Raw genomic sequence first — 23,332 nt, forward strand, 5'->3', positions numbered from 1 at the left:
ATGGCACCGGCTCTGCCGGTGTTCGCGGGTAAACCCGCTCCTACAGGGCGCAGAATTGTAGGAGCGGGCTTGCCCGCGAATAGGCCTGCACAGGCCGCCCGAAAGGATCAGGCCGGCACCATGGCAAAGCCGACGCCGAACCGGTTCCAGGCATTGATGGTGGCAATCGCCAAGGTCAGGTTGGCCACCTCGGCCGGCTCGAAGTGTTCCTGCAGGGCTTCATATTGGCCCTGCGGCGCACCCTGTTCTGGCAAGCGGGTCAGGCTCTCGACCCAGGCCAGCGCAGCACGTTCACGCGGCGTGAAGTAGCTGGTGTCCTGCCACACGCACAAGGTCTGCAGGCGTGCTTCGGACTCACCGGCCTTGCGCGCATCGTTGGCATGCAGGTTGACGCAGTAGGCGCAGCCGTTGATCTGCGAAGCGCGCAGGCGTATCAGTTCCAGCAGCGAGTTTTCAAGGCCGCTGTTAGCCAGCGCCTGCTCCAGGCCGACCATGGCTTTGTAGGCTTGCGGCGCGTGTTTGGCCCATTCGATACGGTTGTGCATGTCAGTCTCCAGGCGGGTGGGGGTGGATATGGCGCTACTGTAGCGCCGCTCATTGGCCACCCCGATAGCCAATTTTGCACATAAGCGGGAGGCCAATCGTCCATTCAGGTGGCCACTGACCTGCATCCAATCTCTTCATTTCTGCCAAGCCAGCCGAGCCGGGATAATGGCCAGTTCCTGCTACAAGAGAACCGACTCACAATGAGCGCTGTACTGAACCTGCTGCTGGTGATCCTGCTGGCGTTGAACCTGCGGCCGATCCTGACCAGTATCGGCCCGTTACTCGAACCTATGCGCGCCAGCACCGGCCTGGGTTACCAGCAGGCCGCCTTGCTGACGGCGCTACCGGTGCTGTGCATGGGCCTGGTGCCCCTGTTGCAACCGTGGCTGCGACGCTGGGTCAGCGAGCACGGCGGCATGCTTGGGGGCCTGACCGCCATTGCCTTGGCCTGCCTGTGGCGCCTGCAACTGGACAGTGCCTGGGCGCTGATCGCCAGTGCGCTGGTCGCCGGCCTGGGCGTGGCGGTGGTGCAGGGCATGATGCCGGGGCTGGTCAACCGCTGGTTCCCTGGCCGTCTGGCCGGGGCGATGGGGCTGTACTCGGCGGCGCTGATGAGCGGCGGCGGCTTGGCGGCAGTACTCGGTCCACACATCAGCGGCCATTTCGGTTACTGGCAGGCGGGCCTGGGCGTTTGGGCGATCCCGGCCGTGCTGGCGGTGCTGGCCTGGGCCGTGCTGCGGCCAAGGCAGGAGGCGCCAAAGCTGTCTGGGGCCGCAGGCGGGCACTGGTTCGGCACCCGCCGGGCGTGGTTGCTGGCCCTGTACTTCGGCCTGATCAACGGCGGCTACACCAGCATGGTGGCCTGGTTGCCGGCTTACCACATCGAGCGCGGCGGCACCGCTCAGGGCGGTGCCGACCTGGTGGGCCTGATGACCGTCTTTCAGGTGCTCGGTGCGCTTGGCCTGCCGCTGCTGCTGCGACGTTGGGCCGACAGGCGCCCGGGTTTGTGGCTGGCGCTGGCGATCCAGCTGGCGGGTTTCCTGGGGCTTTTGCTGGCACCTGCGGCGGCTTCCGGGCTTTGGGTCGCCATGATCGGCTTTGGCTTGGGTGCCTGCTTCAGCCAGTGCCTGACGTTGACCCTGGAACACCTGAAAACGCCTGCCGAGGCCGGCAGCCTGGCGGCGTTCGTACAGGGTATCGGCTTTATCATCACCGGCATCGTGCCGTATATCACGGGTTGGCTGCGGGATGTCAGTGGCGACTTCCAGGCTTCGTGGACGCTGTTGACCGTGACCGTGATGGCAATGCTGCTGGTGACGGCGTGCTTCAACCCGCGCGGCTATGCGACGGCTATCGCCCGGCCGGCCGCAACCGGCAAGGCCGCACCGGTCAACTGAGGCGTTGCAGGGTATCGCGTACCCGGTCCAGCGCCGGGTCGATATCCAGCAGTTCGATGGCGCCGAAGCCCATCAATAACCCCGGGCGGACCGGCGCCTCGCTGAAGAAGGGTGCCAGTGAATACAGGCCGACCTCTACCTTGCGCGCGAGGTTGGCCAACAGTTCCACATCCACTGCGGGCGTAGCCAAGGCACTGAGGTGGAAGCCTGCGCTGGCGGGGATGGCGCTGAACCACGGTGCCAGATCGCCGCCAAGGCGCGCCAGGATGCGCTCGCGGCGTGCACTGTAGACCTCGTGGCAGCGGCGGATGTGCTTGTTCAGGTGGCCTTCGCCAAGGAAGCGCGCCAGCGCCCACTGCAGCAGGGTAGGGCTGTGCCAATCGCTAAGGTGCTTGGCCACGCAAGCGGCCTGCAGTACGGCAGGCGGTAATACGGCATAGCCCAGGCGCAGCTCGGGCAGCAAAGTCTTGGAGAAGGTCCCGACATAGGCGACCAGCCCATGCCGGTCCAGACGCTGCAGCGCGTCCGAGGCTGGCCCGTGGTAGCGGAACTCACAGTCGTAGTCGTCTTCGATGATCAGTGCACCCAGCTCGGCGGCGCGCGCAAGCAGGGTATGCCGGCGTGGCTCGCTCATCGGCATGCCCAGCGGGAACTGGTGCGAGGGGGTGACGTAGATCAGCCGGGTGCCGTCGGCGATCTGTTCCACGCACAGGCCCTCATCGTCCACCGGCACCGATTGCAGGCGTGCACCCAGGGCCAGGAACAATTGCCGTGCCGGCGGGTAGCCAGGATCTTCCATGGCCACCTGGCAGCCCGGTTCGACCAGCACCCGGGCGATCAGGTCCAGCGCCTGCTGGGCGCCGTTGCACACCAGCAGATCGGCTGCGCTGCAGTGCACCCCGCGCGAGTAGGCGATGTGGTGGGCAATGGCTTCGCGCAGTTCCGGCAAGCCCTGGGCCGGGAATTGGCGCTCGGGGTGGCGCTGGCTGCGGCGCAGTGCGTAGTTCAGGCAACTGCGCCACTGGTCGAAGGGGAACTGTGCCTTGCTCGAAGCACCACCGACGAAGTCATAGCGCGATGGCGCCTGCACCTGGCGTTGGCTGAGCACGGTGGCGCGCTGCTGCCAGCGCTCGAGGGAGGCGGCGCCGGCCAGGGGTATGGTGGCTGATTCGTTACTGCGCAGCGGATGGCGTGGGGTGACGAACGTGCCACGGCCGACCACGCCGCTGAGCAGGTTATCGTAGGTCAGCCGCGAATAGGCCTCGGCCACTGTCTTGCGCGATACGCCCAGTTGTTCAGCCAGCAGACGGGTGGGCGGCAGTTGGGTACCGGCGGCCAGGTGGCCGCTGTCGATACCGTCGCGCAGTTGCTGGTAAAGCTGGTCGGCCAGGCCTTTGCGGCCCTCCAGGCGAATGTGCAGTTCCATGGGCGGGTCCGGAGCGGAGGATTGCTCAGGATAGCGGATCGGCTGCGACTCAGGGCTTGTCACAGGCGACGAAGAGGCCGAGCCAACCGCTCAGAGCCGGGCGGTGCTGACGGTGATATAGCCTTTTTCTGCCAGGGCAATGCGTATCACGGTTTCATCCTCCGGCGCGTTGCGGTTGCGCTTGATGCGCACGCCTTCAACCGCCGAAGCTTTCATATGCTCTGAAATGGCCCGCCCGTTCGCGTCGAAGAACACCTCGCTGGCCAGCAACTCGATGCGTTCGATCAATTGCCGGGAATGTTCATCGGTGGCGCAGAAGAACATGACCCCCGACAAGTGCGGGTCGTTGTCGGGGTTGGTCATGTCATGGGCCAGCATTTCGCGCAGGCTGCTGCGCAGTTCGGCGATGGGGCGGGCGTACGGGTGCATGCGGAGCCTCCTCTGGGTCGCGACCTTGCGTCCTCCAGTGCCGATCATGTTTTCTGCGGGCAGAGGCAGCAAGTAGGGCGCTTCTGAGGGCGGCGTAGGAAACGTCTTAAGATGCTGGGCGGTGGTCGAACCCCAGGTCTACAAGGCAGCAGCTCCCGCCTTGGCCACCTGGGCATCCTGTTCGGATTTGACGCCGGATACACCAATGGCGCCCACCACCTGGCCGTTCACCCGCAGCGGCACACCACCTTCAAGGCTGGTCAGCAGGGGAGCGGTCACGAAGGCCGTGCGGCCGCCATTGACCATGTCTTCATAATCCCGCGTCTCTTTGCGCCCCAGTGCGGCGGTGCGGGCCTTTTCCATCGCGATGTAGGCACTGGCCGGTGCGCAGCCGTCCAGGCGTTCCAGGGCCAGTGGGTGGCCGCCGTCGTCGACCACGACGATGGTCACGCTCCATTGTCGGGCCTGGGCTTCCTGGCGGGCGGCGGTCAGTACGCGGGCGATTTCGGTCTGGCCGATAGCGAACTTGCTAAGCATGGGCGGGCTCCGGGTTCAAGGCGGCTTCGACGATTTCGATCCAGTGGCGCACGGGTGTGCGTCCAGCCCCATCGAGGTGGGCCTGGCAGCCTATGTTGGCTGTGGCAATGACGTGCGGTTTACCGCTTTCCAGCGCATTCAGACGATTGTCGCGAAGTTGCAGTGACAGTTCAGGTTGGGTCAGCGAATAGGTCCCTGCCGAGCCGCAGCACAGGTGGCCATCGGGCACCGAGGTCAGGGTAAAGCCAAGCCGTGTCAGCAGCGCCTCTACCGCGCCGCCCAGCTTCAGTGCGTGCTGCAGGGTGCATGGGCAGTGGAAGGCCAGGCGCTGTTCGGCGCACAGGGCCAATTGTTCGATTGGCTCATCGCGCAGGATTTCCACCAGATCGCGGGAAAGTGCACTGACCCGTGCCGCCTTGGCAGCGTAATGGGGGTCTTTCTCCAGCAGATGGCCATAGTCGCGGACAAACGCGCCGCAGCCGCTGGCGGTCTGCACGATCGCCTCGGCACCCGCTTCGATGGCGGGCCACCAGGCGTCGATATTGCGCCGTGCCCGCTGCCGGCCTTGCTCCTGAGCATTCAGGTGATAGTCCACCGCGCCACAGCATCCGGCCTGCAGGATGGGTTGCACACTGATGCCCAGGCGGTCGAGCAGCCGCGCAGCCGCGGCATTGGTATTGGGTGACAGGGCTGGCTGCACGCAACCTTCCAGCATCAGTACCCGGCGCGCATGGCGCACTGCCGGACGCGGGCCGGGTGTCGTTACCTGCACCGGCAACTTGCGTTTGAGTGAGGCCGGTAGCAGCGGGCGCAACGCCTGGCCGCTGCGGGTCAGGGCCTTGAACAGTGCCGGGCGCGGCACCACCGCACGCAGGCCCAGGCGCAACAGGCGCTGGCCGAGTGGGCGTGGCACCTGCTGCTCGACCACTGCGCGGCCGATGTCCAGCAGGTCGTGGTACTTCACCCCCGATGGGCAGGTGGTTTCGCAGTTGCGGCAGGTCAGGCAGCGGTCCAGGTGCAATTGGGTGCTGGCGGTGACCGGCTCGCCTTCGAGCATCTGCTTGATCAGGTAGATGCGCCCGCGCGGGCCGTCCAGTTCGTCGCCCAGCAACTGGTAAGTGGGGCAGGTGGCGGTGCAGAAGCCGCAATGTACGCAGGTGCGCAGGATGCGCTCGGCTTCGTCGGCGCGGGCCAGGCGGCGCGAGGTTTCGCTAAGGTTGGTTTGCATGGGCTGGCCTCATAGGTCCGGGTACAGGCGACCAGGGTTGAACACCCCCTGGGGATCGAGCTGCTGCTTGAGGGCGCGGTGATAGCGCATCAGTGCAACCGGCAGCGGCGGGCTGCTGGCTGCACCGGGGGCGTAGCAGGTGGCGTGGCCGCCCACCCTGGCGACCTGGTCGCGAATGGCCTGCGCCGGTGCGCAGGTCTTGAGCCAGCGCTGGGCACCCCCCCAGTCGATCAGTTGCTGGCCGGGCAGGTCCAGCTCGCCGGTGACGGTGGGTACGGACAGGCGCCACAGGGGGGCGGCGTCGGCAAAGAACGCCAGGCGCTGCTCGCGCAGGTCGCGCCAGAAGCGGTTATCGAGCGTTTCGCCCCCCAACCGCTGGCGTGCCGATTGCACCGACCCTTCGCCGCCTTCCAGGCGCAGGTACAGCGTTTCGCTGTCATGGCAGGCGGCGCTGATCGGGAGCGGTTGCTGGCCCCATTCGGCCAGCTCGGCCAGCGCTTCATTGCGGCCCATCGGCAGGCGCAGGCTCAGGCACAGGCGCGGCCGTGGCAGCACTTTCAGCGAAACCTCGGTCAGCAGCCCCAGGCATCCGAAGCTGCCTGCCATCAGGCGTGACACATCGTAGCCGGCGACGTTCTTCATCACCTCGCCACCAAAGCGCAGCAGCTTGCCGTGGCCGGTGATCACCCGTGTACCCAGTACAAAGTCGCGCACCGACCCGGCCCACGGCCGTCGCGGGCCAGACAACCCGGCCGCGACCATGCCGCCCAAGGTGGCCTCGGGGCCCAGGTGGGGTGGTTCGCAGGGCAGCATCTGGCCGGCCTCGTGCAGGGCGGCCTCGATCTCGCGCAGGGGGGTACCGGCGCGGGCCGTGAGTACCAGCTCGGTGGGGTCGTAGCTGACAATGCCGCGGTGGTTGCGGGTGTCGAGTACTTCGCCGGCCACCGGGTTGCCGAGCATCGCTTTGCTGTTGCTGCCCTGGATACGCAGCGGCGTACCTTCGTTCAGCGCCTGGTTGACCTGCTCCAACAGCGCCTGGCTCATGTCGCGGTCCATGCTCATCAGAAGCGCTCCAGCTCGGGGAAGGGCAGTTGCCCTTGGTGCACGTGCAGGGCGCCGAATTCGGCGCAGCGGTGCAGGGTGGGAATGTTCTTGCCGGGGTTGAGCAGGCCCTGGGGGTCGAAGGCGGCCTTCACCGCGTGGAACAGGGTAATTTCGTCGCTGTTGAACTGCGCGCACATCTGGTTGATCTTCTCGCGCCCCACGCCGTGTTCACCGGTGATGCTGCCGCCCACCTTCACACACAGTTCCAGAATCTTGCCGCCGATCGCTTCGGCACGCGCCAGCTCGCCGGGCAGGTTGGCATCGAACAGGATCAAAGGGTGCATGTTGCCGTCGCCGGCATGGAACACATTGGCCACCCGCAGGCCGTACTCCGCGGACAGGTCGCTGATGCCCTTGAGCACCCGTGGTAACTCGCGGCGCGGGATGGTGCCGTCCATGCAGTAGTAGTCCGGGGAGATGCGCCCCACGGCCGGGAAGGCGTTCTTGCGCCCGGCCCAGAAGCGAACGCGCTCGGCTTCGTCGCAGGCCAGGCGCACCTCGCGGGCCCCGGCTTGGGTCAGCACGGCGGCGACGCGCGCGCAGTCGTCGTGAACATCGGCTTCCACGCCATCCAGTTCGCACAGCAGGATCGCCGCCGCGTCCACCGGGTAGCCGGCATGGATGAAGTCTTCAGCGGCGCGGATCGCCAGGTTGTCCATCATCTCCAGGCCGCCGGGAATGATGCCGGCAGCGATGATGTCGGCGACTGCCCGGCCGGCGTCCTCGACGCTGTCGAAACTGGCCAGTATCACCCGCGCCACCTGGGGCTTGGGCAGCAGCTTGACGGTGACTTCGGTGACGATACCGAGCATGCCTTCGGAGCCGGTGAACAATGCCAGCAGGTCGAAGCCGGGGCTGTCCAAGGCATCGCTGCCGAGGCTCAGGCGTTCGCCCTCGACCGTAAGGATTTCCACCTTGAGCACATTGTGTACGGTCAGGCCGTACTTGAGGCAGTGCACGCCACCGGCGTTTTCGGCGACGTTGCCGCCGATCGAGCAGGCAATTTGCGAGGAAGGGTCGGGTGCGTAATACATGCCATGGGGTGCGGCGGCCTGGGAGATGGCCAGGTTGCGTACGCCCGGTTGCACGCGGGCGTAACGCCCCTGTGGGTTGACCTCGAGGATACGGTTGAAGCGCGCCATCACCAGCAGGATGCCCTTGGCCAGCGGCAGGGCACCACCAGACAGGCCGGTACCGGCGCCACGCGCAACCACCGGTACGCCGCGCTGGTGGCAAAGCTTCAACAGCGTCTGCACCTGCTCCAGGCGCTCGGGCAGCGCCACCAGCAGTGGCACGGTGCGGTAGGCCGACAGGCCGTCGCATTCGTACGGTTTGAGGTCTTCATCGCGGTGCAGGATTTCAAGGTCCGGCAGTGCATCGCGCAGCGCCTGCAACAGGGCGGCCAGGTCCACGTTGGGCAGCGCGCCATCGACGCGTTCGTCATACAGGATATTCATTGGCTCACTCGCAACGGTTTTTGTTGTTGTTGGCGAAGCGGTCACCGATGCAGCGTGCGCGTGCTAGCGTTCGGGGTCGAGCGAGATGTTGACTGGTCCTACCAGTTTCTTCGGGCAGTACTGTTTATTCACGGTTCTGTCTGGCTAGATTGGCGCTATAAGTCAAAGTGGTCCTACCAGCAGGGGTGTGCGCAGTGGGTACTGAAGGCAAGGCCAAGGTCGCCGACCAGGTGGCCGAACGGGTCGAGCGGCTTATCGTCGAAGGCGTGCTCAAGGTGGGCCAGGCGCTGCCATCGGAGCGGCGGCTGGTGGAAAAGCTTGGCTGTTCACGTTCGGCCTTGCGCGAGGGCCTGCGCGTTCTGCGTGGGCGCGGCATCATCGACACCGAACAGGGGCGGGGTTCGTTCGTCGCCGATCTCACCGGGCAGGCGGGTGCTACGCCTTTGATGCACCTGTTCAGTTCGCAACCGCGCACGCTGTTCGACCTGCTGGAGGTCAGGGCGTTGCTGGAGGCTGAGTCGGCGCGGCTGGCGGCGTTGCGGGCTACCGACGTCGACCGCCTGCTGATCCGCCGGCGTTACGAAGAAATGCTGGCTGCGCACGAGGCTGCGCAGGCGCTCGATGCCCGTGAGCATGCCCGCCGTGACCATGCCTTTCACCGGGCGATCAGCGAGGCGTCGCATAACCCGGTGCTGGTGCATACCCTGCAATCGCTCAGTGACCTGACGTTGAGCACGGTGTTTGCGTCGGTCAACAACTTGTACTGCCGGCCAGCGCAGAAACGCCAGATTGATCGGCAGCATGCGCGGTTGTATCGCGCAGTCATGGAGCAACTGCCCGAGCAGGCGCAGCGGGCGGCGCGTGAGCATATCAACGGCATACGCGACAGTTTGCGGGAGATCGAGCAGGAAGAGCAGCGCCTGGTCAGGGCGACCATGCGTATGGATGGCTGGGCGTGAAGCGGCCTTGTATCGGCCCTCTCGCGTCGAACCGCCGCGAAAGGGCCGGTACAGGTTTACTCAATGGTCAGCCACAGGGTCATCTTGCGACAGGATGGCCCGGGCCAGCTCTTCGTCGTTGGCCTGCAGCCCAGGATGGTCCTTGCGGGCCTGTTCAAGCGCCGACTCCACATAGGCGCCGCGGATGGCACCGCCGCTGGCGACGAACGCTGAAAGTTCGTCACGGGCCGGGATGATCCGTTTGTCATCCTTGAAGGTCGAATACAGCGAAGCGGAAATACCGGCCGAGGTGGCGACGTCGCCCGCATCGACGCGGGCCAGGGCAGCACCGGCAGGCACCAGGAGCAGCAGCGCAGGGGCGAGCAGTAGGTGGCGCATGTCGTGTTCTCCAGTAACGTGAAGCACAGGGAAATAAACCACTCAGTGTCTAAGACGGTTGAGGCGTTCGGGTAGTTCCCTTCTGCTGGCAGGAGCGTGGCGGGGATGAAGGTGCACCTGCCGCTGATGATGTGGCTGAACGCACGGTTTCAAGGTGTCGACGGAGCGCGTCGTGGATTGACCGCGTCGGGACGCGCGTGATTTGCTTGGGTGGAGGGCTTCGCGGGCAAACCCGCAGAGCGCCCTGCCGATCATTCAAAGGAAACTGAAGGTTCGCCCATGTCCGACTACAGGCTGCATTGCTTCGCCGAATCCGGCAACGCCTACAAGGCTGCGCTCATGCTTGAACTCACCGGCCAGAACTGGCAGCCGGTGTTCGTCGACTTCTTCCATGGCCAGACGCGTGAGCAGACCTGGCGCGATGAGGTGAATGAGCAGGGCGAGGTGCCGGTGATGGAACACGCTGGCAAGCGCTTCACCCAGTCTGCGCTGATCCTCGAATACCTTGCCGAACAGACCGGCCAGTTCGGGCCTCGCGATGAAGATGAAAAGCGTGAGATCTGGCGGTGGATGCTGTTCGACAACCATAAGTTCACCAGCTATTACGCTGCGCTGCGCTTTCTGTTCTGCCTGAAGAACACCGGCGAAACCGATGTCACGCGGTTCCTGCGCGAGCGTGCCACGGCGGCTTACCGTATTGTCGACGCGCACCTGGCGAAGACGCCATTCATGGTTGGTGGTCGGTTGACCATCGCCGACCTGTCGTTGGCGGGGTATGTGTTCATGCCAGAAGACACCGGTATCCCGTTGGCAGCGTTCACGCACATCGAGGCCTGGAAAGCCCGTATCCAGGCGCTGCCGGGGTGGAAACACCCGTATGAGCTGATGCCGCGCACGGCATCCTGACTCATTCGCGACTAAAGCCGCCTGCACAGCGGCTACGCCAAATCATGTGTGTGGCACACCCCGAGTGGGTGCGCCGCCCGCATACTCCGGCTTCAGGTGCCCTTGCTCATCCAGCAGATAAGCATCCATCACTTCCCGCACCACCGGCCCTGCGACCCGGCCTCCAGCCTCACCGTTCTCGATCATGACCGCCACCACCACACTGGGGTGCTCAGCCGGAGCAAAGCCGACAAACAGGGCGTTGTCGCGGTGGCGCTCCAGGGTCTTGTTGCGGTTGTAACGCTCACCCTGCTTGATCGCCACCACCTGCGCGGTACCACTCTTGCCGGCGATCCGATACTGCGCGCCTGCCGCTGCGGCGCGGGCAATGCCGCGCGGGTCGTGCATGACCATCTGCATGCCCTGGCTGACCTGGTCCCAGGCATGCTTGTCGTGCAGCACGATGTCGGGCATGGGGTTTGGGTCGATCGGCGTATCGCCACCCACGGTCATGGCCAGGTGCGGACGGTGCCACACGCCCTTGCTTGCCAGCAGGCTGGTGGCCTGGGCCAGCTGCAGGGGGGTGACCTGCATGTAACCCTGGCCAATGCCAAGGATCAGCGTCTCGCCCGGGAACCAGGCCTGGCGTCGTGTGGCGCGCTTCCACTCGGCCGAGGGCATCAGCCCGGAGGCTTCCTCGAACATGTCCAGCGACACCTTCTGGCCCAGGCCGAACTCGGCCATGTAGTCGTGCAGGCGGTCGATGCCCAGCTTGTGCGCCAGGTCGTAGAAGTAGGTGTCGTTGGAGCGCATGATGGCGGTGTACATGTCCACCCAGCCGTCGCCGCTGCGGTTCCAGTTGCGGTACTTGTGGTCATAGTTGGGCAGTTCGTAGTAGCCCGGGTCGAACACCCGGCTGCCAGGGGTGATCACCCCGCTGTCGAGGCCAGCGATGGCCACTTCAGGCTTCACGGTCGAGCCAGGCGCATACAGGCCGCGCAGGACGCGGTTGAACAGTGGGCGGTCGATGGAGTCGCGCAGCGCGGCATACTGCTTGAAGCTGATACCCTTGACGAACAGGTTGGGGTCGAAGCTGGGATTGCTGACCATCGCCAGTACGTCACCATTGGCCGGGTCCAATACCACCACCGAGCCACGGCGGTCACCCAGCGCTTTTTCTGCGGCTATCTGCAAATGGGCGTCCAGGGTGAGGACTATATCCTGCCCAGGGGTCGGGTCCTTGTGGTTGAGCACGCGCATCACCCGCCCCTGAGCGTTGGTCTCGACCTCTTCGTAGCCCACGTGGCCATGCAGCTGGCTTTCGTAAAAGCGCTCGATGCCGGTCTTGCCAATCGATTGGGTGCCGCGGTACTCCGTGCTGTCGAGCGTCTTGGCTTCTTTCTCGTTGATGCGTCCCACATAGCCCACTGAATGCGCGAAATGCCCGGCCAGTGGGTACTCACGGATGAACTGCGGCTCCACCTCCAGGCCCGGCAGGCGGAACTGGTTCACCGCTACCAGGGCGATCTGCTCCTCGCTCAAGCCCACCATAAGGGTCACGGGCTCGAACGGTTTGCGGCCACGGCGCAGGTCCTTGTCGAACTGCTTACGGTCGTCTTCGGTCAGGCCCAGCACCTGCGTCAGGGTGTCGAGCACCTTGGCCGAGTCGCCGCCTGATCGCTCGCGGGTCATGGTCAGGTCGAAGCTGGGCTTGTTGTCGGCCAGTACCACGCCGTTGCGGTCATAGATCAGCCCGCGTTCGGGGGCGATGGGCAGCACGTGCACGCGGTTGTTTTCCGACACGGCCGTTTGTTGGTCATGCTGCAGCACTTGCAGCACATAGAGCCGGCCCACCAGGACAGCACACAGGCTGAACACCATGGCAGCGCAGGCCAGAAGCCGACGGTTGACCAGGTGTTTTTCCTTTTCGTGGTCCTTTAACGGGATGGGTTGCGGCATCTGTGAATCGATCCTGAGGGGTGGCAATACGCGCGCGATCGGGTCGCGGATGCTACGCAACCCGCACCGCACCCTCAAGGCGAGTCCCGGCTGCTGGCTGGCTGGCATCGGCTGTGCGCCCCATGATCAGGGCGCTGAGGGGGAACATGAAGATTTGTTCATTGCGTAGTCATGGTGGTGAGTCAAGGGGTGGTTTTTGATGGTTTGTGGATCCATAATTCGATTGTGTTCGTTAATCGAACATCAAGTTTCTTTGGTTTTAAATTTATAACCTATTGAATTTAATTATAAAAAATATGATTTTCCCTAACGATGAGCTGAGGTTGGTCGCGCCTGATTGATAGGCAGTGCTTTCGTAACGTTGTCTGTGGATCCATTATCTGGTTGATTAGCGCCTGACAACGGCCGGAGCCCTCCTGCCGTATGCGATAACAATTACAAAAAGGGTCCAGTCATGAATGGCTATCCAGCGGCACTGAACCGTCAGGGTTCCTCCCGTTGCGCCTGCGCGTGCGCATCGTTCCTCTCGCCTGTGGCCAAGCCTGGCCGGCAGGTGACCCCATGAATACCGATCTCAAGCAACGTCTGGACAACGACCCAATGGGTCGCTTTCAGTGCCTGGCCATTGGTATTTGCATCATCCTCAACATGATCGATGGCTTCGACGTGCTGGTCATGGCCTTCACCGCCGCCTCGGTGTCTGCCGAGTGGGGCCTGAATGGGGCGCAGGTCGGGCTTCTGCTCAGTGCCGGCTTGTTCGGTATGGCGGCCGGGTCATTGTTCATCGCGCCGTGGGCTGACCGCTTTGGCCGACGCCCGCTGATCCTGCTGTGCCTGGCGCTGTCCGGTATCGGCATGCTGCTCTCGGCACTGAGCCAGAGCCCGCTGCAACTGGCGCTGCTGCGCGGCCTGACCGGGCTGGGCATCGGTGGCATCCTGGCCAGCAGCAATGTGATTGCCAGTGAATATGCCAGCAAACGCTGGCGCGGCTTGGCGGTGAGCCTGCAGTCCACTGGCTATGCGCTGGGCGCGACCCTGGGCGGTTTGCTGGCGGTATGGCTGCTGGGGCATTGGGGCTGGCGCTCGGTATTTCTGTTTGGCGGCATCGTCACCGTACTGGTAATCCCGCTGGTACTGCTGTGGTTGCCAGAGTCGCTGGACTTTCTGCTGGCACGCCGGCCGGCCAATGCGCTGGCCCGGGTCAACCGCCTGGCCGTGCGCCTCGGCCAGCCGGCATTGGCGCAACTGCCGGCTGTTGCCGCAAGGGCAGAGGATGCCAGCAGCGGTTTCAGGCAACTGCTGGCACCGGCCATGCGCCGCACCACGCTGGTGATCTGGTTGCTGTTCTTCCTGGTCATGTTCGGCTTCTACTTCGTCATGAGCTGGACGCCGAAACTGTTGGTGGCCGCCGGCTTGTCAGCCCAGCAAGGCATCACCGGCGGGGTGCTGTTGAGCGTGGGCGGCATCCTTGGCGCGGCGCTGATCGGCGGCCTGGCTTCGCGCTGGCCACTGACGCGCGTGCTGGCGTTGTTCATGCTCATTACCGCCGCGCTGCTGGTGCTGTTCGTGGCCAATGGTGCCTCGGTCACTGCGGCGCTGGCGTTGGGCTTGCTGATCGGGCTGTTTTCCAACGGCTGCGTGGCTGGGCTGTATGCCTTGTCGCCGGTGGTCTATGACGCATCGGTACGCGCCACCGGCGTGGGTTGGGGGATCGGCATCGGCCGCATGGGCGCAATCCTGTCGCCGACCGTGGCTGGCGTGCTGCTCGATGGTGGCTGGCAACCCCTGCATCTGTACGGCGTGTTTGCCAGCGTGTTCGTGCTTGCCGCGGGTTGCCTGCTGCTGTTGCGCCCCACGACCAAGCCTGCGTCCGCCTTGCCTGCTGATGCACTGAGCCACTGAGTGCAACCCGGCCTGGCCGGGTATCTGAATGCAACTTGCTGCTCCGGGTCATGCTGGCCTGGGGCGGTCTGCTGCGCCTATTGAACGTGGAGAACAATAATAATGATGGACACAACCTGCACGCTGGCCCGTTCGGCCCTGGCAGTTTCGTTGGCGTTTGGCCTTGGTTTGCCGGCCTGGGCGCAAGAGGGGGGCTTCTTTGAAGATGCCAAGGGTGGGCTGACACTGCGCAACTACTACTTCAACCGCGATTTCCGCGACCCGGGGGCCGCCAAGGGCAAGGTTGAAGAGTGGGCCCAGGGTTTCATCTTCAAGTTCAGCTCGGGCTACACCCCGGGGCTGATCGGTTTTGGCCTGGACGGTATCGCCCTGTTCGGCGTGAAGCTGGACAGCGGCGGCGGGACCAGCGGCTCTGAACTGTTGCCGGTGCACGATGACGGGCGGGCGGCCGACGACTACGGTCGAGCCGGGCTGGCGGCGAAGCTGCGTATGTCCGCGACCGAGCTGAAGGTCGGGGAGTTGTTGCCGGATATTCCACTGCTGCGTTACGACGATGGCCGCCTGCTACCGCAGACCTTCCGTGGTGCCATGCTCGACTCGCGGGAAATCGAAGGCCTGAGCCTGCAGGCCGGCCAGTACCGCGAGGTGAGCCTGCGCCACTCTTCGGACATGCAGGACCTGTCTGCCTGGGCCGCGCCCGGGGTCACCTCGGACGGCTTCAACTACGCCGGCGCCGAGTACCGCTTCAACCAGCAGCGAACACTGATCGGCGCCTGGCACTCGCAGTTGGAGGACATCTACCAGCAAAGCTACTTCAACCTGCTGCACAGTCAGCGGGTAGGGGAGTGGACGTTGGGGGCCAACCTTGGCTACTTCATCGACCGGGATGACGGACAGGCGCGCATCGGCGACATCCAGAGCCGCACCGGCTACGCCTTGCTGTCAGCTTCGTACAGTGGCCACACGCTGTACCTGGGGTTGCAGAAGGTCAGTGGTGACAGCCAGTGGATGTCGGTGTATGGCAGCAGTGGGCGAACCTTGGGCAACGACATGTTCAACGGCAACTTCAGCAATGCTGACGAGCGTTCGTGGCAAGTGCGTTACGACTACAACTTTGCCGCGCTCGGTGTGCCAGGGCTGCTGGCCATGGTGCGGTACGGGCATGGCGAGAACGCCACCACGGCGGCGGGCAGCAATGGCAAGGAGTGGGAGCGCGATACCGAGGTGAACTACACCTTTCAGAGTGGGGCTTTGAAGAACCTCAACATCCGGCTGAACAACGCGACCAACCGGCGCAGCTTCAACAGCGATTTCGACCAGACGCGACTGATCGTCAGCTACCCGCTGACCTTGTAGGAACGGGTTCAGCCGCGAACACCGGCGCAGCCGGTGCCATGCACCGCGTCGCCTGCTTCGCGGGTAAACCCGCTCCTACATTTACGGCGCATATCTTGAGACAGGTTGGTTTCTTGGCGCGCGCGCTCCCCGTAGGAGCGGGTTCAGCCGCGAACACCGGCGCAGCCGGTGCCATGCACCGCGTCGCCTGCTTCGCGGGTAAACCCGCTCCTACATTTACGGCGCATGTCTTGAGACAGGTTGGTTTCTTGGCGCGCGCTCTCCCCGTAGGAGCGGGTTCACCCGCGAACACCGGCGCAGCCGGTGCCATGTTCCGTGTTGCCTGCTTCGCGGGTAAACCCGCTCCTACATCTACGGCGCATGTCTTGCGCCAGGTTGGTTTCTTGGCGCGCGCCCCCCGTAGGAGCAGGTTCACCCGCGAACACCGGCGCAGCCGGTGCCATGTTCCGCGTTGCCTGCTTCGCGGGTAAACCCGCTCCTACAACAGGTCAGCAGCAACCCCACGGCTTGCGCTAAGATGCCCGCTCATGTCTTTGGAAGTCGCCTGGATGAGCAAACCCGGTCAAATGGTGCTGGTTGCGTTGCGCAAGATGATCGCTTCGGGCGAGCTGGCGGCCGGCGAGCGCTTGATGGAAGTCCCAACCGCCGAACTGTTCGGCGTTTCACGCATGCCGGTGCGCATGGCATTCCGCACCCTCGAACAGGAAGGCCTGCTGGTGCGCTTTGGTGGCCGGGGGTTTCAGGTGCGCTCGGTCAGCGCCGATGACATCGCGGGTGCGGTCGAGGTGCGCGGTGTGCTGGAGGGGTTGGCGGCGCGTCAGGCTGCAGAACGTGGCTTGTCGGTGCAAGCACGCGCTGCGCTGCAACAGTGCCTGGTCGACGGCGATCAGCTGTTCGACAAGGGCTTTGTGAGCGAAGACGACTTGCAGGTCTATCACGACCTGAACATGCGCTTTCATCAGGTGATCATCGACGCCAGCCACAACCCGGCCATTGCCGTTGCCCTGGCGCGCAACGATCACCTGCCATTCGCCTCGGTCACCGCACTGGCGGTGGACCGCCATGACCTGGCTCGCGAGTACCGGCGCTTCAACTTCGCCCACATGCAGCACCACGCCGTGTTCGACGCCCTGGTCAACCGCCAGGGTGCCCGCGCCGAAGCGATCATGCGCGAGCACGCCAATGCCACCTTGCGCTATGCCGAAACCTTTGGCGGGGCAGCGGCGGACGCGGGCATGAAAGTCATCCTGCCCTCGTCGTAAGCCGGGTCAGATGTCCAGCACCAGCAGCGGCGTCTTCGAGCGCGAGCAGCAGGGCGTGAACTGATCGTTCAGGGCCTGTTCCTCTTCGGTGAGAAACAGATCGCGATGGTCCGGTGTGCCCTGCAGCACGCGTGTCAGGCAGGTGCCGCAAATACCCTGCTCGCACGACAGGGCGATCTCGATACCGTTCTCTTCCAGCACCTGCGCTACGGTCCGGTCGGCTGGCACCTCGAACACCTGGCCCGTGCTGCCCACCTGCACCGAGAAACTGCCATCGTTGCTGGCATCCACCGGTGCTGCGGCGAAGTACTCGCGGTGCAGGTTGGCCTCCTGCCAGCCCAGCCCCTTCGCGCTGTCCAGCACATGCTGCATGAACCCGCCGGGCCCGCATACATACAGGTGCACATCATCTTGCGGGTTGCCCAGCACCTGGGCGATGTCCAGCGCCGTTTCCGGCTGCTCGTCAAAATGCACGAACAGCCGATCAGCGAACGGCGCGCTGCGAATCCGCTCGATAAACGCCGCCCGCTCGCTGGAGCGGGCACAGTAGTGCAGCTCGAAGGCCTGGCCGCAGTGGGACAGCTGCTCGGCCATGCACAGGATTGGGGTAATGCCGATGCCGCCGGCAAACAGCACACTGCGCTGCGCCCCCTCGGCCAGCGGGAACAGGTTGCGCGGCGCACTGATACGCAGCCGGGCGCCGGCCTGCACCTGCTCGTGCAGGCTACGTGAGCCGCCCCGCGAAGCCGGGTCGTTGAGCACGCCTATCAGATAGCGATGGCGTTCTTCGGGGTGGTTGCACAGCGAATACTGGCGCACCAGCCCGTCGGGCAGGTGCACGTCGATATGGGCGCCGGCGCTGAACGCCGGCAGCAGGCTGCCATCTGCCGCTGCCAGCTCGAAGCTGCAGATACCCTGCGCTTCATCGTTACGGGATACCACTACGGCATCGATCATGTCGGCTGTTCCTCAGGCAGGGGTGGCGCTGGTGGCGATCAGTTGCGGCTGCGGCGCCCGCTCTTTGGCGATGATCCGCTCCAGCACTTTGCGTGACTGCACGCCGCCGGCATCGATGTTCAGCTTCAGCAAGTTGCGCTCGGGGTAGGCCAGCAGGTTTTGCTGCTGACGTTCGAGCATTTCCAGGTCTTCGCTGAAAATCTTGCCCTGGCCCTCACGAATGTTGTCGGTCAGGGTCTGGTCGTGCGCAGCGAAATTGCGTGCCATGCCCCAGAAGTACCAGATCGAGGTATCGCTTTCCGGGGTGATGAAGTCGACGACGATGCTCGATGCCTTGTGCTGTGCCTCGGCGTGGTAGCCGCCCTTGCCGGCATGCGCTACACCCACTTCGATCAGCACATGGCTAGGTGGGGTGAAACGGCAGATCTGCCAGCGGTCCACCGGTACATCGTCGGCCAGGCCGTTGCCACGCAAGGCCATGCGCCAGAACGGCGGCGCCATGATGTTTTCCATGTGCCGGGCGGTGACCACTTCGTCGCCGGTGACGGTGGTGACCGGCGGTGCCTCGTCGATCTCCTTCTGGCCGATGCTGGACGCGTGCACATAGGTTTCATGGGTGAGGTCCATGAGGTTGTCGATCATCAGGCGGTAGTCGCAACCGATGTGGAACAGCCCGCCGCCGTAGGCCCACTCATCATTCACCGCCCATTCCAGATGCGGAATCAGCGCCGGGTCGGCCTGTGCCTGGTCGCCGGGCCAGACCCAGATGAAGCCATAGCGCTCGACGGCCGCAAAGGTCTTGTTGCAGGGGAAGCCACGCACCCGTTGGCCCGGCATCGACACGGTCTTGCCGTCGCAACCCATGACCAGGCCGTGGTAGCCGCACACCAGGTTGCCGTCCTCGACATAGCCCAACGACAACGGTGCGCCGCGGTGCGGGCAGAAGTCCTCGACAGCGGCGACTTGGTTCTCTCGGGCGCGGTAGAACACGATTTTTTCCCCGCAGATCTGCCGGCCCAGGGGTTTGGTGGCGATTTCGTCGGGGGTGCAGGCGACGTACCAGGTGTTTTTAGGGTACATGGGAGGCTCTCCGGGGTTTTGTTTTTATTTAATGGATCCATTAAGGCTGAGACTGGCGAGCATGGTCAATGCATTTTGCTTTTTTAATGCGGATTTTGTGCGATTATCGGTTTTTAGTGGATCCATTAAAGGGGCGCCCCTGCGATTCGAGGGGGCGGCCGCAGCAGCGCGTCGTCTGAACAGGAAAGCACCGGCGAGATCGATCAAAGCGGCCGGTGCAGGAGCAGGCTTGGCCGAACCTGCTATGCCTAAAGGGACACCCCACCCATCAAGGCCACTCGATGCTAGCCATCGAACAACTCTACAAATCATTCCCCACCCCCCAAGGCCCGCTTCCCATATTGCAGGGGGTCGACGTGCGCCTGGCGCGGGGCAGCAGCCTGGCGCTGATGGGCGAGTCGGGCAGCGGCAAGAGCACTTTGCTGCACCTGGTGGCTGGCCTGGACCGAGCGGACAGCGGCCGTATTCTGATCGACGATGTTCCGCTCGATGGCCGTTCGGAAGCGTCGCTGGCGCAGTGGCGGCGGGAGGGGATTGGCCTGGTGTTTCAGCAGTACAACCTGATCAGCAGCCTGGACGTGGGCATGAACCTTACGTTCCAGGCCCGCCTCGCCGGGCGGCATGACCCGCATTGGGCGGCTTACCTGGCGCAGCGCCTGGGCCTGGCGGACCTGCTCGAGCGTTACCCGGAACAACTGTCTGGCGGCCAGCAGCAGCGCGTCGCGATCGGCCGTGCGCTTGCCGGGCGCCCGGCCTGGCTGTTGGCTGACGAACCGACCGGCAGCCTTGATGAGGCCAGCAGTGACGAGGTGCTGAGTTTGTTGCTGCAGTTGGTCGCCGAAGCCGGCAGCGGGGTACTGATGGTGACCCACAGCCCGCGGCTGGCGGCGCGTTTGCAGCACCGTTGCTACCTGCAGGCCGGCCGTGTGCGGCCCGAGCAGGGCTGATGAAGCTTTTGTCGCTGGCCCTGTTGGCGCTGCTCAGCCACTGGCGGCGCCATCGTGTGCAGTGCTTCAGCATCTTCACTGGCCTGTGGCTGGCCACGGCGCTGTGGACCGGTGTGCAGGCATTGAACAGCCAGGCACGCAGCGACTATGCCCGGGCCAGCGCGGTATTGACCGGGCCGTTGCAGGCGCAACTGATCGCGCGCAATGGCGAGCGCTTCGATCAGGCGTTGTACGTGCAACTGCGCAGGCAGGGCTGGGCTGTTTCGCCGGTGCTGGAAGGGCGCTTGCGCTTGCCGGGCGAGCCCGCACGCAGTGTGCGACTGATCGGCATCGAGCCGTTGAGCCTGCCGCCTGCCAGCAGCATTGCCGGGGTGCAGGTGCAGGCATTCGACCTGCAAGCGTTCATCGGCACGCCCGGGCAAGCCTGGGTTGGGCCAGACACCTTGCGTCAGCTGAACACAAGCCCCGGGCAGCCGACCCGCGACAGTGAAGGGCAGTTGCTGCCGCCTATGGTTTTGCAGCCTGCGTTGGCTCCCGGGGTCATCGTGGTGGACATCGGCCACGCGCAGGCGTTGCTGAACGCACCGGGGCAGTTGTCTCGTCTGCTGCTGGCTGATACGCCCGGGCCGTTGCCTGCGGATATTGCCCGCCACCTTGAACTGCAGCCGCGGCAGGACGATGGCGGCTTGCAGCGCCTCACCGACAGTTTCCACCTCAACCTGACCGCCCTCGGCCTGCTGGCGTTCGTTGTCGGCTTGTTCATCGCCCACGCCGCGATCGGTCTGGCGCTGGAGCAGCGCCGTGGGCTGATCCGCAACCTGCGCGCGTGCGGCATCAGCCTGAAGACCCTGCTGGGTGCCCTGGTGCTGGAGCTGGGCCTGTTCGCGGCGGTGGGTGGGCTGGCCGGGGTGGCCAGTGGTTACGCATTGGCCGCGTGGCTGTTGCCCGACGTGGCCGCCAGCCTGCGTGGTCTGTATGGCGCCCAGGTCGCCGGCACGTTGAGCCTGCCGGCGGGGTGGTGGCTGCTGGGTGTGCTGGTAAGTGTACTCGGGGCATTGCTGGCAGGGCTGGAGAGTGTAATGCGTGCTGCCCGGTTGCCTTTGCTGGCGCTGGCGCAACCCCAGGCCTGGCGACTGGCGCAGGGGCCGTGGTTGCAACGGCAGGCTTTGCTAGCGGGCCTGCTGCTGTTGCTGGCCTTGGGCTGTGGTGTCTTCGGGGCTGGCCTGCTTAGCGCGTTCGGCATGCTGGCAGGGTTGCTGCTGGCGGCGGCGCTGCTGTTGCCGGCCTTGCTCGATCGGGTACTGGCGTGGCTGGCGCATCGTTGCCACCGGCCATTGGCGCAATGGTTCGTGGCTGACAGCCGCCAGCAGCTGCCAGCCTTGAGCCTGGCGTTGGTCGCCCTTTTGCTGGCGCTGGCTGCCAGTGTTGGTGTGGGCAGCATGACCGAGGGTTTTCGCAAGACGTTTGTCGGTTGGCTTGACCTGCGCCTCTCCGCCGACCTGTATGTCACCCCGCGGGACACGGCCCAAGGCTTGCAGATAGTCGAGTGGCTCAAGCAGCAGCCCGGGGCCAGCGTGGTCCTGCCCGGCTGGCGTGCAGACATGCAGCTGCAAGGTTGGCCGGTGCAAGTGCAGGGCATTGTCGATCACCCCGCCTATCGAACGCGCTGGCCATTGCTGGAACAGCATTCGCGCGCCTGGCAGCAACTGGCCAGCGGACAAGGCGTGATGCTCAGTGAGCAGTTGGCCAGGCGATTGAACCTGCAACTGGGCGACAGCCTGAAGCTGCCCGCAGGCACGTCAGCCATGCCCGTGGTGGGGATCTATGCCGATTACGGCAACCCCAAGGGGCATGTACTGGTCAATGCCGGCTGGTTGCGCGCCCACTGGCCACAGGCAACCCTGGCCGGCTTGAGTGTCGACCTGAGCGCTGAACGGGTGCCGGTGCTCAAGGCCGCGCTGCAACAGCACTTTGCCCTGGATGACAGCCGGGTGGTCGAGCAGGCGCGCCTGAAACGCTGGTCAACCGACGTCTTCAACCGCACCTTTGCCGCCACCGCAGCCCTCAACAGCCTTACCCTTGGCGTGGCCGGTGTGGCGTTGTTCATCAACCTGCTGACCCTGGGCCAGGCCCGGCTGGGCCAGTTGGCACCGCTGTGGGCGCTGGGGGTGCGGCGCATGCAAATGGTCTGGCTGAGCCTGGGGCAGACACTCATGCTAAGCAGCTTCACCGTGCTGCTGGCAATCCCGCTTGGGTTGCTGCTGGCCTGGTGCCTGGTCGCGGTGGTGAACGTGCAGGCATTCGGCTGGCGTTTACCGCTGTATGTGTTCCCCATGCAACTGCTGCAGATGACTGTGCTGGGCATGCTCACCAGCCTGATCGCCTGTGCCTGGCCGCTGTGGCAGCTGGCGCGCCGCCAGCCGCGCGAACTGTTGAGGCCGTTGGCCGATGAAGCTTAATGCGTTGCTGTTGCTGAGCGGGTTGTTGTGCGGCTGTGATCAGCCAGCACCGCAGAGCTATGCCGGGCTCGGGCAGCAGGCTGGCGAGTTTAGCCAGGTGACCCGCGATCATCGTCTGGTATTCCCGCATGACCACGGTCCCCACGACGGCTTTCGTATCGAGTGGTGGTATGTCACCGCCAACCTCAAGGACGCCCAGGGCCGAGATTGGGGCGCCCAGTGGACACTGTTCCGCTCGGCCCTGCGCCCCGGCCTGGAGACCACCGACTGGAACAGCCCGAACCTGTGGATGGGGCATGCAGCACTGACCGGGCCGGGTGGCCATCAGGCTGCTGAAACCCTGGCGCGAGGGGGGATCGGCCAGGCTGGCGCGCAGGCCCAACCGTTTCGCGCATGGATCAATGACTGGGTGTTACAGGGCCGGGGCGGCATTGAAGACCTGCAGATGGTCGCAAGTGGCGACGGTTTTCGCTATGACTTGCAGTTGCACAGCGATCTTCCCTTGGTGCTGCATGGTGAGCAGGGCTACAGCGAAAAATCAGGCAAGGGCCAGGCTTCGTACTATTACAGCCAGCCGTTCTACCAGGTCCAGGGGCAGGTCCAGCATGGCAGCCTGTGCATCGCGGTTACCGGGCAGGCCTGGCTGGACCGGGAATGGAGCAGTCAGCCGCTGGCGCCCGGGCAGACCGGCTGGGACTGGTTTTCCCTGCACCTGGACAGTGGCGCCAAGCTGATGCTGTTCCAGGTTCGGGAGACCCACGGGGAACCGTATCGCGCCGGGACCTGGGTAGGGCCACAGGGGGAGGTGGTGGCGCTGGACGCGGCACAGATCCAGCTGCAGGCCCTGGCCTGGTCTGGGCAGAAAAACGGCAAGCAGGTACCGACGCGCTGGCGGGTGCAAGTGCCGGAGCATGGGGTGGATGTGCAGGTCGATGCCGTTGAGCCGCAGGCGTGGATGCAGACACGGTTCCCGTATTGGGAAGGGCCGGTACGCTTGAACGGGAGTGCGGGCGGGCGCGGGTATCTGGAGATGACCGGGTACTAGTGCAACAACGTTTGCGCAA

At 64.7% G+C, this 23,332-nt stretch carries 20 protein-coding genes; 9 read left to right on the forward strand and 11 right to left on the reverse strand.

The features are described 5' to 3' along the window. Positions 1-107 precede the first annotated feature (107 nt). A complete protein-coding gene (locus ACTJJN_RS25095) occupies positions 108-545 on the reverse strand; it encodes a carboxymuconolactone decarboxylase family protein (RefSeq protein ID WP_440781708.1) in 438 nt (145 codons plus the stop codon). 201 nt (positions 546-746) lie between these two features. Between ACTJJN_RS25095 and ACTJJN_RS25100 the strand changes: the two genes are divergently transcribed. Next, positions 747-1,943 carry a CynX/NimT family MFS transporter gene (locus tag ACTJJN_RS25100; RefSeq protein WP_440781709.1) on the forward strand — a complete coding sequence of 399 codons (1,197 nt, stop codon included), beginning with the start codon at positions 747-749 and terminating at the stop codon, positions 1,941-1,943. Here ACTJJN_RS25100 and pdxR read toward each other — a convergent pair. The 6 genes from pdxR to glcD form a co-directional block, all read right to left on the reverse strand. Next, positions 1,936-3,369, reverse strand: coding sequence for a MocR-like pyridoxine biosynthesis transcription factor PdxR (gene pdxR / locus ACTJJN_RS25105; protein WP_440781710.1), 1,434 nt, complete (start codon positions 3,367-3,369; stop codon positions 1,936-1,938). The two genes, ACTJJN_RS25100 and pdxR, sit on opposite strands and share 8 nt — an antisense overlap. A 90-nt stretch (positions 3,370-3,459) precedes the next feature. Beyond that, positions 3,460-3,798 carry a hypothetical protein gene (locus tag ACTJJN_RS25110; protein ID WP_004576022.1) on the reverse strand — a complete coding sequence of 113 codons (339 nt, stop codon included), beginning with the start codon at positions 3,796-3,798 and terminating at the stop codon, positions 3,460-3,462. Positions 3,799-3,936: 138 nt separating this feature from the next. Further along, the gene (locus ACTJJN_RS25115; RefSeq protein WP_440781711.1) at positions 3,937-4,335 is read right to left on the reverse strand and encodes a heme-binding protein; all 399 of its coding nucleotides are present in this window, start codon (positions 4,333-4,335) and stop codon (positions 3,937-3,939) included. Then, on the reverse strand, positions 4,328-5,563 hold the full coding sequence (glcF, locus tag ACTJJN_RS25120; RefSeq protein WP_088512339.1) for a glycolate oxidase subunit GlcF: 1,236 nt from the start codon (positions 5,561-5,563) through the stop codon (positions 4,328-4,330). Before glcF ends, ACTJJN_RS25115 begins: the two co-directional genes overlap by 8 nt. 9 nt (positions 5,564-5,572) lie before the next feature. Beyond that, entirely contained in the window at positions 5,573-6,625 is a 1,053-nt protein-coding gene (gene glcE, locus ACTJJN_RS25125) for a glycolate oxidase subunit GlcE (protein WP_121783275.1), read from the reverse strand. Then, positions 6,625-8,124 (reverse strand): glycolate oxidase subunit GlcD, encoded by a 1,500-nt coding sequence (gene glcD / locus ACTJJN_RS25130; RefSeq protein ID WP_332729945.1) that lies wholly within the window; start codon positions 8,122-8,124, stop codon positions 6,625-6,627. The genes glcE and glcD overlap by 1 nt, the downstream gene beginning before the upstream one ends. Before the next feature lie 194 nt (positions 8,125-8,318). On the opposite strand from glcD, the gene glcC reads away from it, so the two are divergent. Continuing rightward, positions 8,319-9,083: a transcriptional regulator GlcC gene (gene glcC / locus ACTJJN_RS25135; RefSeq protein WP_017148259.1), complete on the forward strand. Its 765-nt coding sequence runs from the start codon at positions 8,319-8,321 to the stop codon at positions 9,081-9,083. Between the two features lie 60 nt (positions 9,084-9,143). On the opposite strand, the gene ACTJJN_RS25140 is transcribed toward glcC, so the two are convergent. Next, positions 9,144-9,461: a DUF2388 domain-containing protein gene (locus tag ACTJJN_RS25140; protein ID WP_017148260.1), complete on the reverse strand. Its 318-nt coding sequence runs from the start codon at positions 9,459-9,461 to the stop codon at positions 9,144-9,146. A gap of 279 nt (positions 9,462-9,740) precedes the next feature. Here ACTJJN_RS25140 and ACTJJN_RS25145 point away from each other — a divergent pair, with 279 nt between their 5' ends. Further along, positions 9,741-10,367, forward strand: coding sequence for a glutathione S-transferase family protein (locus ACTJJN_RS25145; protein WP_012051960.1), 627 nt, complete (start codon positions 9,741-9,743; stop codon positions 10,365-10,367). 42 nt (positions 10,368-10,409) lie between these two features. Here the strand turns inward: ACTJJN_RS25145 and mrdA are convergent, their stop codons facing one another. Further along, entirely contained in the window at positions 10,410-12,305 is a 1,896-nt protein-coding gene (mrdA, locus tag ACTJJN_RS25150; protein ID WP_003256152.1) for a penicillin-binding protein 2, read from the reverse strand. 561 nt (positions 12,306-12,866) lie between these two features. Between mrdA and ACTJJN_RS25155 the strand changes: the two genes are divergently transcribed. From ACTJJN_RS25155 to ACTJJN_RS25165, 3 genes are all read left to right on the forward strand, one after another. Then, on the forward strand, positions 12,867-14,207 hold the full coding sequence (locus ACTJJN_RS25155; RefSeq protein WP_440781712.1) for an MFS transporter: 1,341 nt from the start codon (positions 12,867-12,869) through the stop codon (positions 14,205-14,207). A gap of 102 nt (positions 14,208-14,309) precedes the next feature. After that, positions 14,310-15,563, forward strand: coding sequence for an OprD family porin (locus ACTJJN_RS25160; RefSeq protein ID WP_014859091.1), 1,254 nt, complete (start codon positions 14,310-14,312; stop codon positions 15,561-15,563). A gap of 548 nt (positions 15,564-16,111) precedes the next feature. Next, a complete protein-coding gene (locus ACTJJN_RS25165) occupies positions 16,112-16,825 on the forward strand; it encodes a GntR family transcriptional regulator (protein ID WP_003256147.1) in 714 nt (237 codons plus the stop codon). A gap of 6 nt (positions 16,826-16,831) precedes the next feature. Here ACTJJN_RS25165 and ACTJJN_RS25170 read toward each other — a convergent pair whose 3' ends face one another. Then, entirely contained in the window at positions 16,832-17,782 is a 951-nt protein-coding gene (locus ACTJJN_RS25170; RefSeq protein ID WP_440781713.1) for a PDR/VanB family oxidoreductase, read from the reverse strand. Between the two features lie 12 nt (positions 17,783-17,794). Then, positions 17,795-18,862, reverse strand: a complete 1,068-nt coding sequence (locus ACTJJN_RS25175) for an aromatic ring-hydroxylating oxygenase subunit alpha (protein ID WP_012051966.1) — start codon at positions 18,860-18,862, stop codon at positions 17,795-17,797. A 281-nt stretch (positions 18,863-19,143) separates the two neighbouring features. Between ACTJJN_RS25175 and ACTJJN_RS25180 the strand changes: the two genes are divergently transcribed. Genes ACTJJN_RS25180 through ACTJJN_RS25190 form a run of 3 tightly spaced genes read left to right on the forward strand, consistent with a single transcriptional unit; the run spans position 19,144 to position 23,313 of the window. Beyond that, the gene (locus tag ACTJJN_RS25180; RefSeq protein ID WP_440781714.1) at positions 19,144-19,809 is read left to right on the forward strand and encodes an ABC transporter ATP-binding protein; all 666 of its coding nucleotides are present in this window, start codon (positions 19,144-19,146) and stop codon (positions 19,807-19,809) included. Further along, complete coding sequence (locus ACTJJN_RS25185) at positions 19,809-22,268, forward strand: ABC transporter permease (RefSeq protein ID WP_440781715.1); 2,460 nt, start codon at positions 19,809-19,811, stop codon at positions 22,266-22,268. Before ACTJJN_RS25180 ends, ACTJJN_RS25185 begins: the two co-directional genes overlap by 1 nt. Next, positions 22,258-23,313, forward strand: a complete 1,056-nt coding sequence (locus ACTJJN_RS25190; RefSeq protein ID WP_440781716.1) for a lipocalin-like domain-containing protein — start codon at positions 22,258-22,260, stop codon at positions 23,311-23,313. The genes ACTJJN_RS25185 and ACTJJN_RS25190 overlap by 11 nt, the downstream gene beginning before the upstream one ends. Positions 23,314-23,332: the final 19 nt, after the last annotated feature.

Source organism: Pseudomonas sp. 22515 (assembly GCF_052044625.1).
GTDB classification, from domain to species: Bacteria; Pseudomonadota; Gammaproteobacteria; order Pseudomonadales; family Pseudomonadaceae; genus Aquipseudomonas; species Aquipseudomonas alloputida.

What these genes read in the sequence shown, in the direction of transcription:
- ACTJJN_RS25095 (WP_440781708.1), bottom strand. Translation starts at nt 545, where the DNA reads ATGCACAACCGTATCGAATGGGCCAAACACGCGCCGCAAGCCTACAAA.
- ACTJJN_RS25100 (WP_440781709.1), top strand. Translation starts at nt 747, where the DNA reads ATGAGCGCTGTACTGAACCTGCTGCTGGTGATCCTGCTGGCGTTGAAC.
- pdxR (WP_440781710.1), bottom strand. Translation starts at nt 3,369, where the DNA reads ATGGAACTGCACATTCGCCTGGAGGGCCGCAAAGGCCTGGCCGACCAG.
- ACTJJN_RS25110 (WP_004576022.1), bottom strand. Translation starts at nt 3,798, where the DNA reads ATGCACCCGTACGCCCGCCCCATCGCCGAACTGCGCAGCAGCCTGCGC.
- ACTJJN_RS25115 (WP_440781711.1), bottom strand. Translation starts at nt 4,335, where the DNA reads ATGCTTAGCAAGTTCGCTATCGGCCAGACCGAAATCGCCCGCGTACTG.
- glcF (WP_088512339.1), bottom strand. Translation starts at nt 5,563, where the DNA reads ATGCAAACCAACCTTAGCGAAACCTCGCGCCGCCTGGCCCGCGCCGAC.
- glcE (WP_121783275.1), bottom strand. Translation starts at nt 6,625, where the DNA reads ATGAGCATGGACCGCGACATGAGCCAGGCGCTGTTGGAGCAGGTCAAC.
- glcD (WP_332729945.1), bottom strand. Translation starts at nt 8,124, where the DNA reads ATGAATATCCTGTATGACGAACGCGTCGATGGCGCGCTGCCCAACGTG.
- ACTJJN_RS25140 (WP_017148260.1), bottom strand. Translation starts at nt 9,461, where the DNA reads ATGCGCCACCTACTGCTCGCCCCTGCGCTGCTGCTCCTGGTGCCTGCC.
- ACTJJN_RS25145 (WP_012051960.1), top strand. Translation starts at nt 9,741, where the DNA reads ATGTCCGACTACAGGCTGCATTGCTTCGCCGAATCCGGCAACGCCTAC.
- mrdA (WP_003256152.1), bottom strand. Translation starts at nt 12,305, where the DNA reads ATGCCGCAACCCATCCCGTTAAAGGACCACGAAAAGGAAAAACACCTG.
- ACTJJN_RS25155 (WP_440781712.1), top strand. Translation starts at nt 12,867, where the DNA reads ATGAATACCGATCTCAAGCAACGTCTGGACAACGACCCAATGGGTCGC.
- ACTJJN_RS25160 (WP_014859091.1), top strand. Translation starts at nt 14,310, where the DNA reads ATGATGGACACAACCTGCACGCTGGCCCGTTCGGCCCTGGCAGTTTCG.
- ACTJJN_RS25165 (WP_003256147.1), top strand. Translation starts at nt 16,112, where the DNA reads ATGAGCAAACCCGGTCAAATGGTGCTGGTTGCGTTGCGCAAGATGATC.
- ACTJJN_RS25170 (WP_440781713.1), bottom strand. Translation starts at nt 17,782, where the DNA reads ATGATCGATGCCGTAGTGGTATCCCGTAACGATGAAGCGCAGGGTATC.
- ACTJJN_RS25175 (WP_012051966.1), bottom strand. Translation starts at nt 18,862, where the DNA reads ATGTACCCTAAAAACACCTGGTACGTCGCCTGCACCCCCGACGAAATC.
- ACTJJN_RS25180 (WP_440781714.1), top strand. Translation starts at nt 19,144, where the DNA reads ATGCTAGCCATCGAACAACTCTACAAATCATTCCCCACCCCCCAAGGC.
- ACTJJN_RS25185 (WP_440781715.1), top strand. Translation starts at nt 19,809, where the DNA reads ATGAAGCTTTTGTCGCTGGCCCTGTTGGCGCTGCTCAGCCACTGGCGG.
- ACTJJN_RS25190 (WP_440781716.1), top strand. Translation starts at nt 22,258, where the DNA reads ATGAAGCTTAATGCGTTGCTGTTGCTGAGCGGGTTGTTGTGCGGCTGT.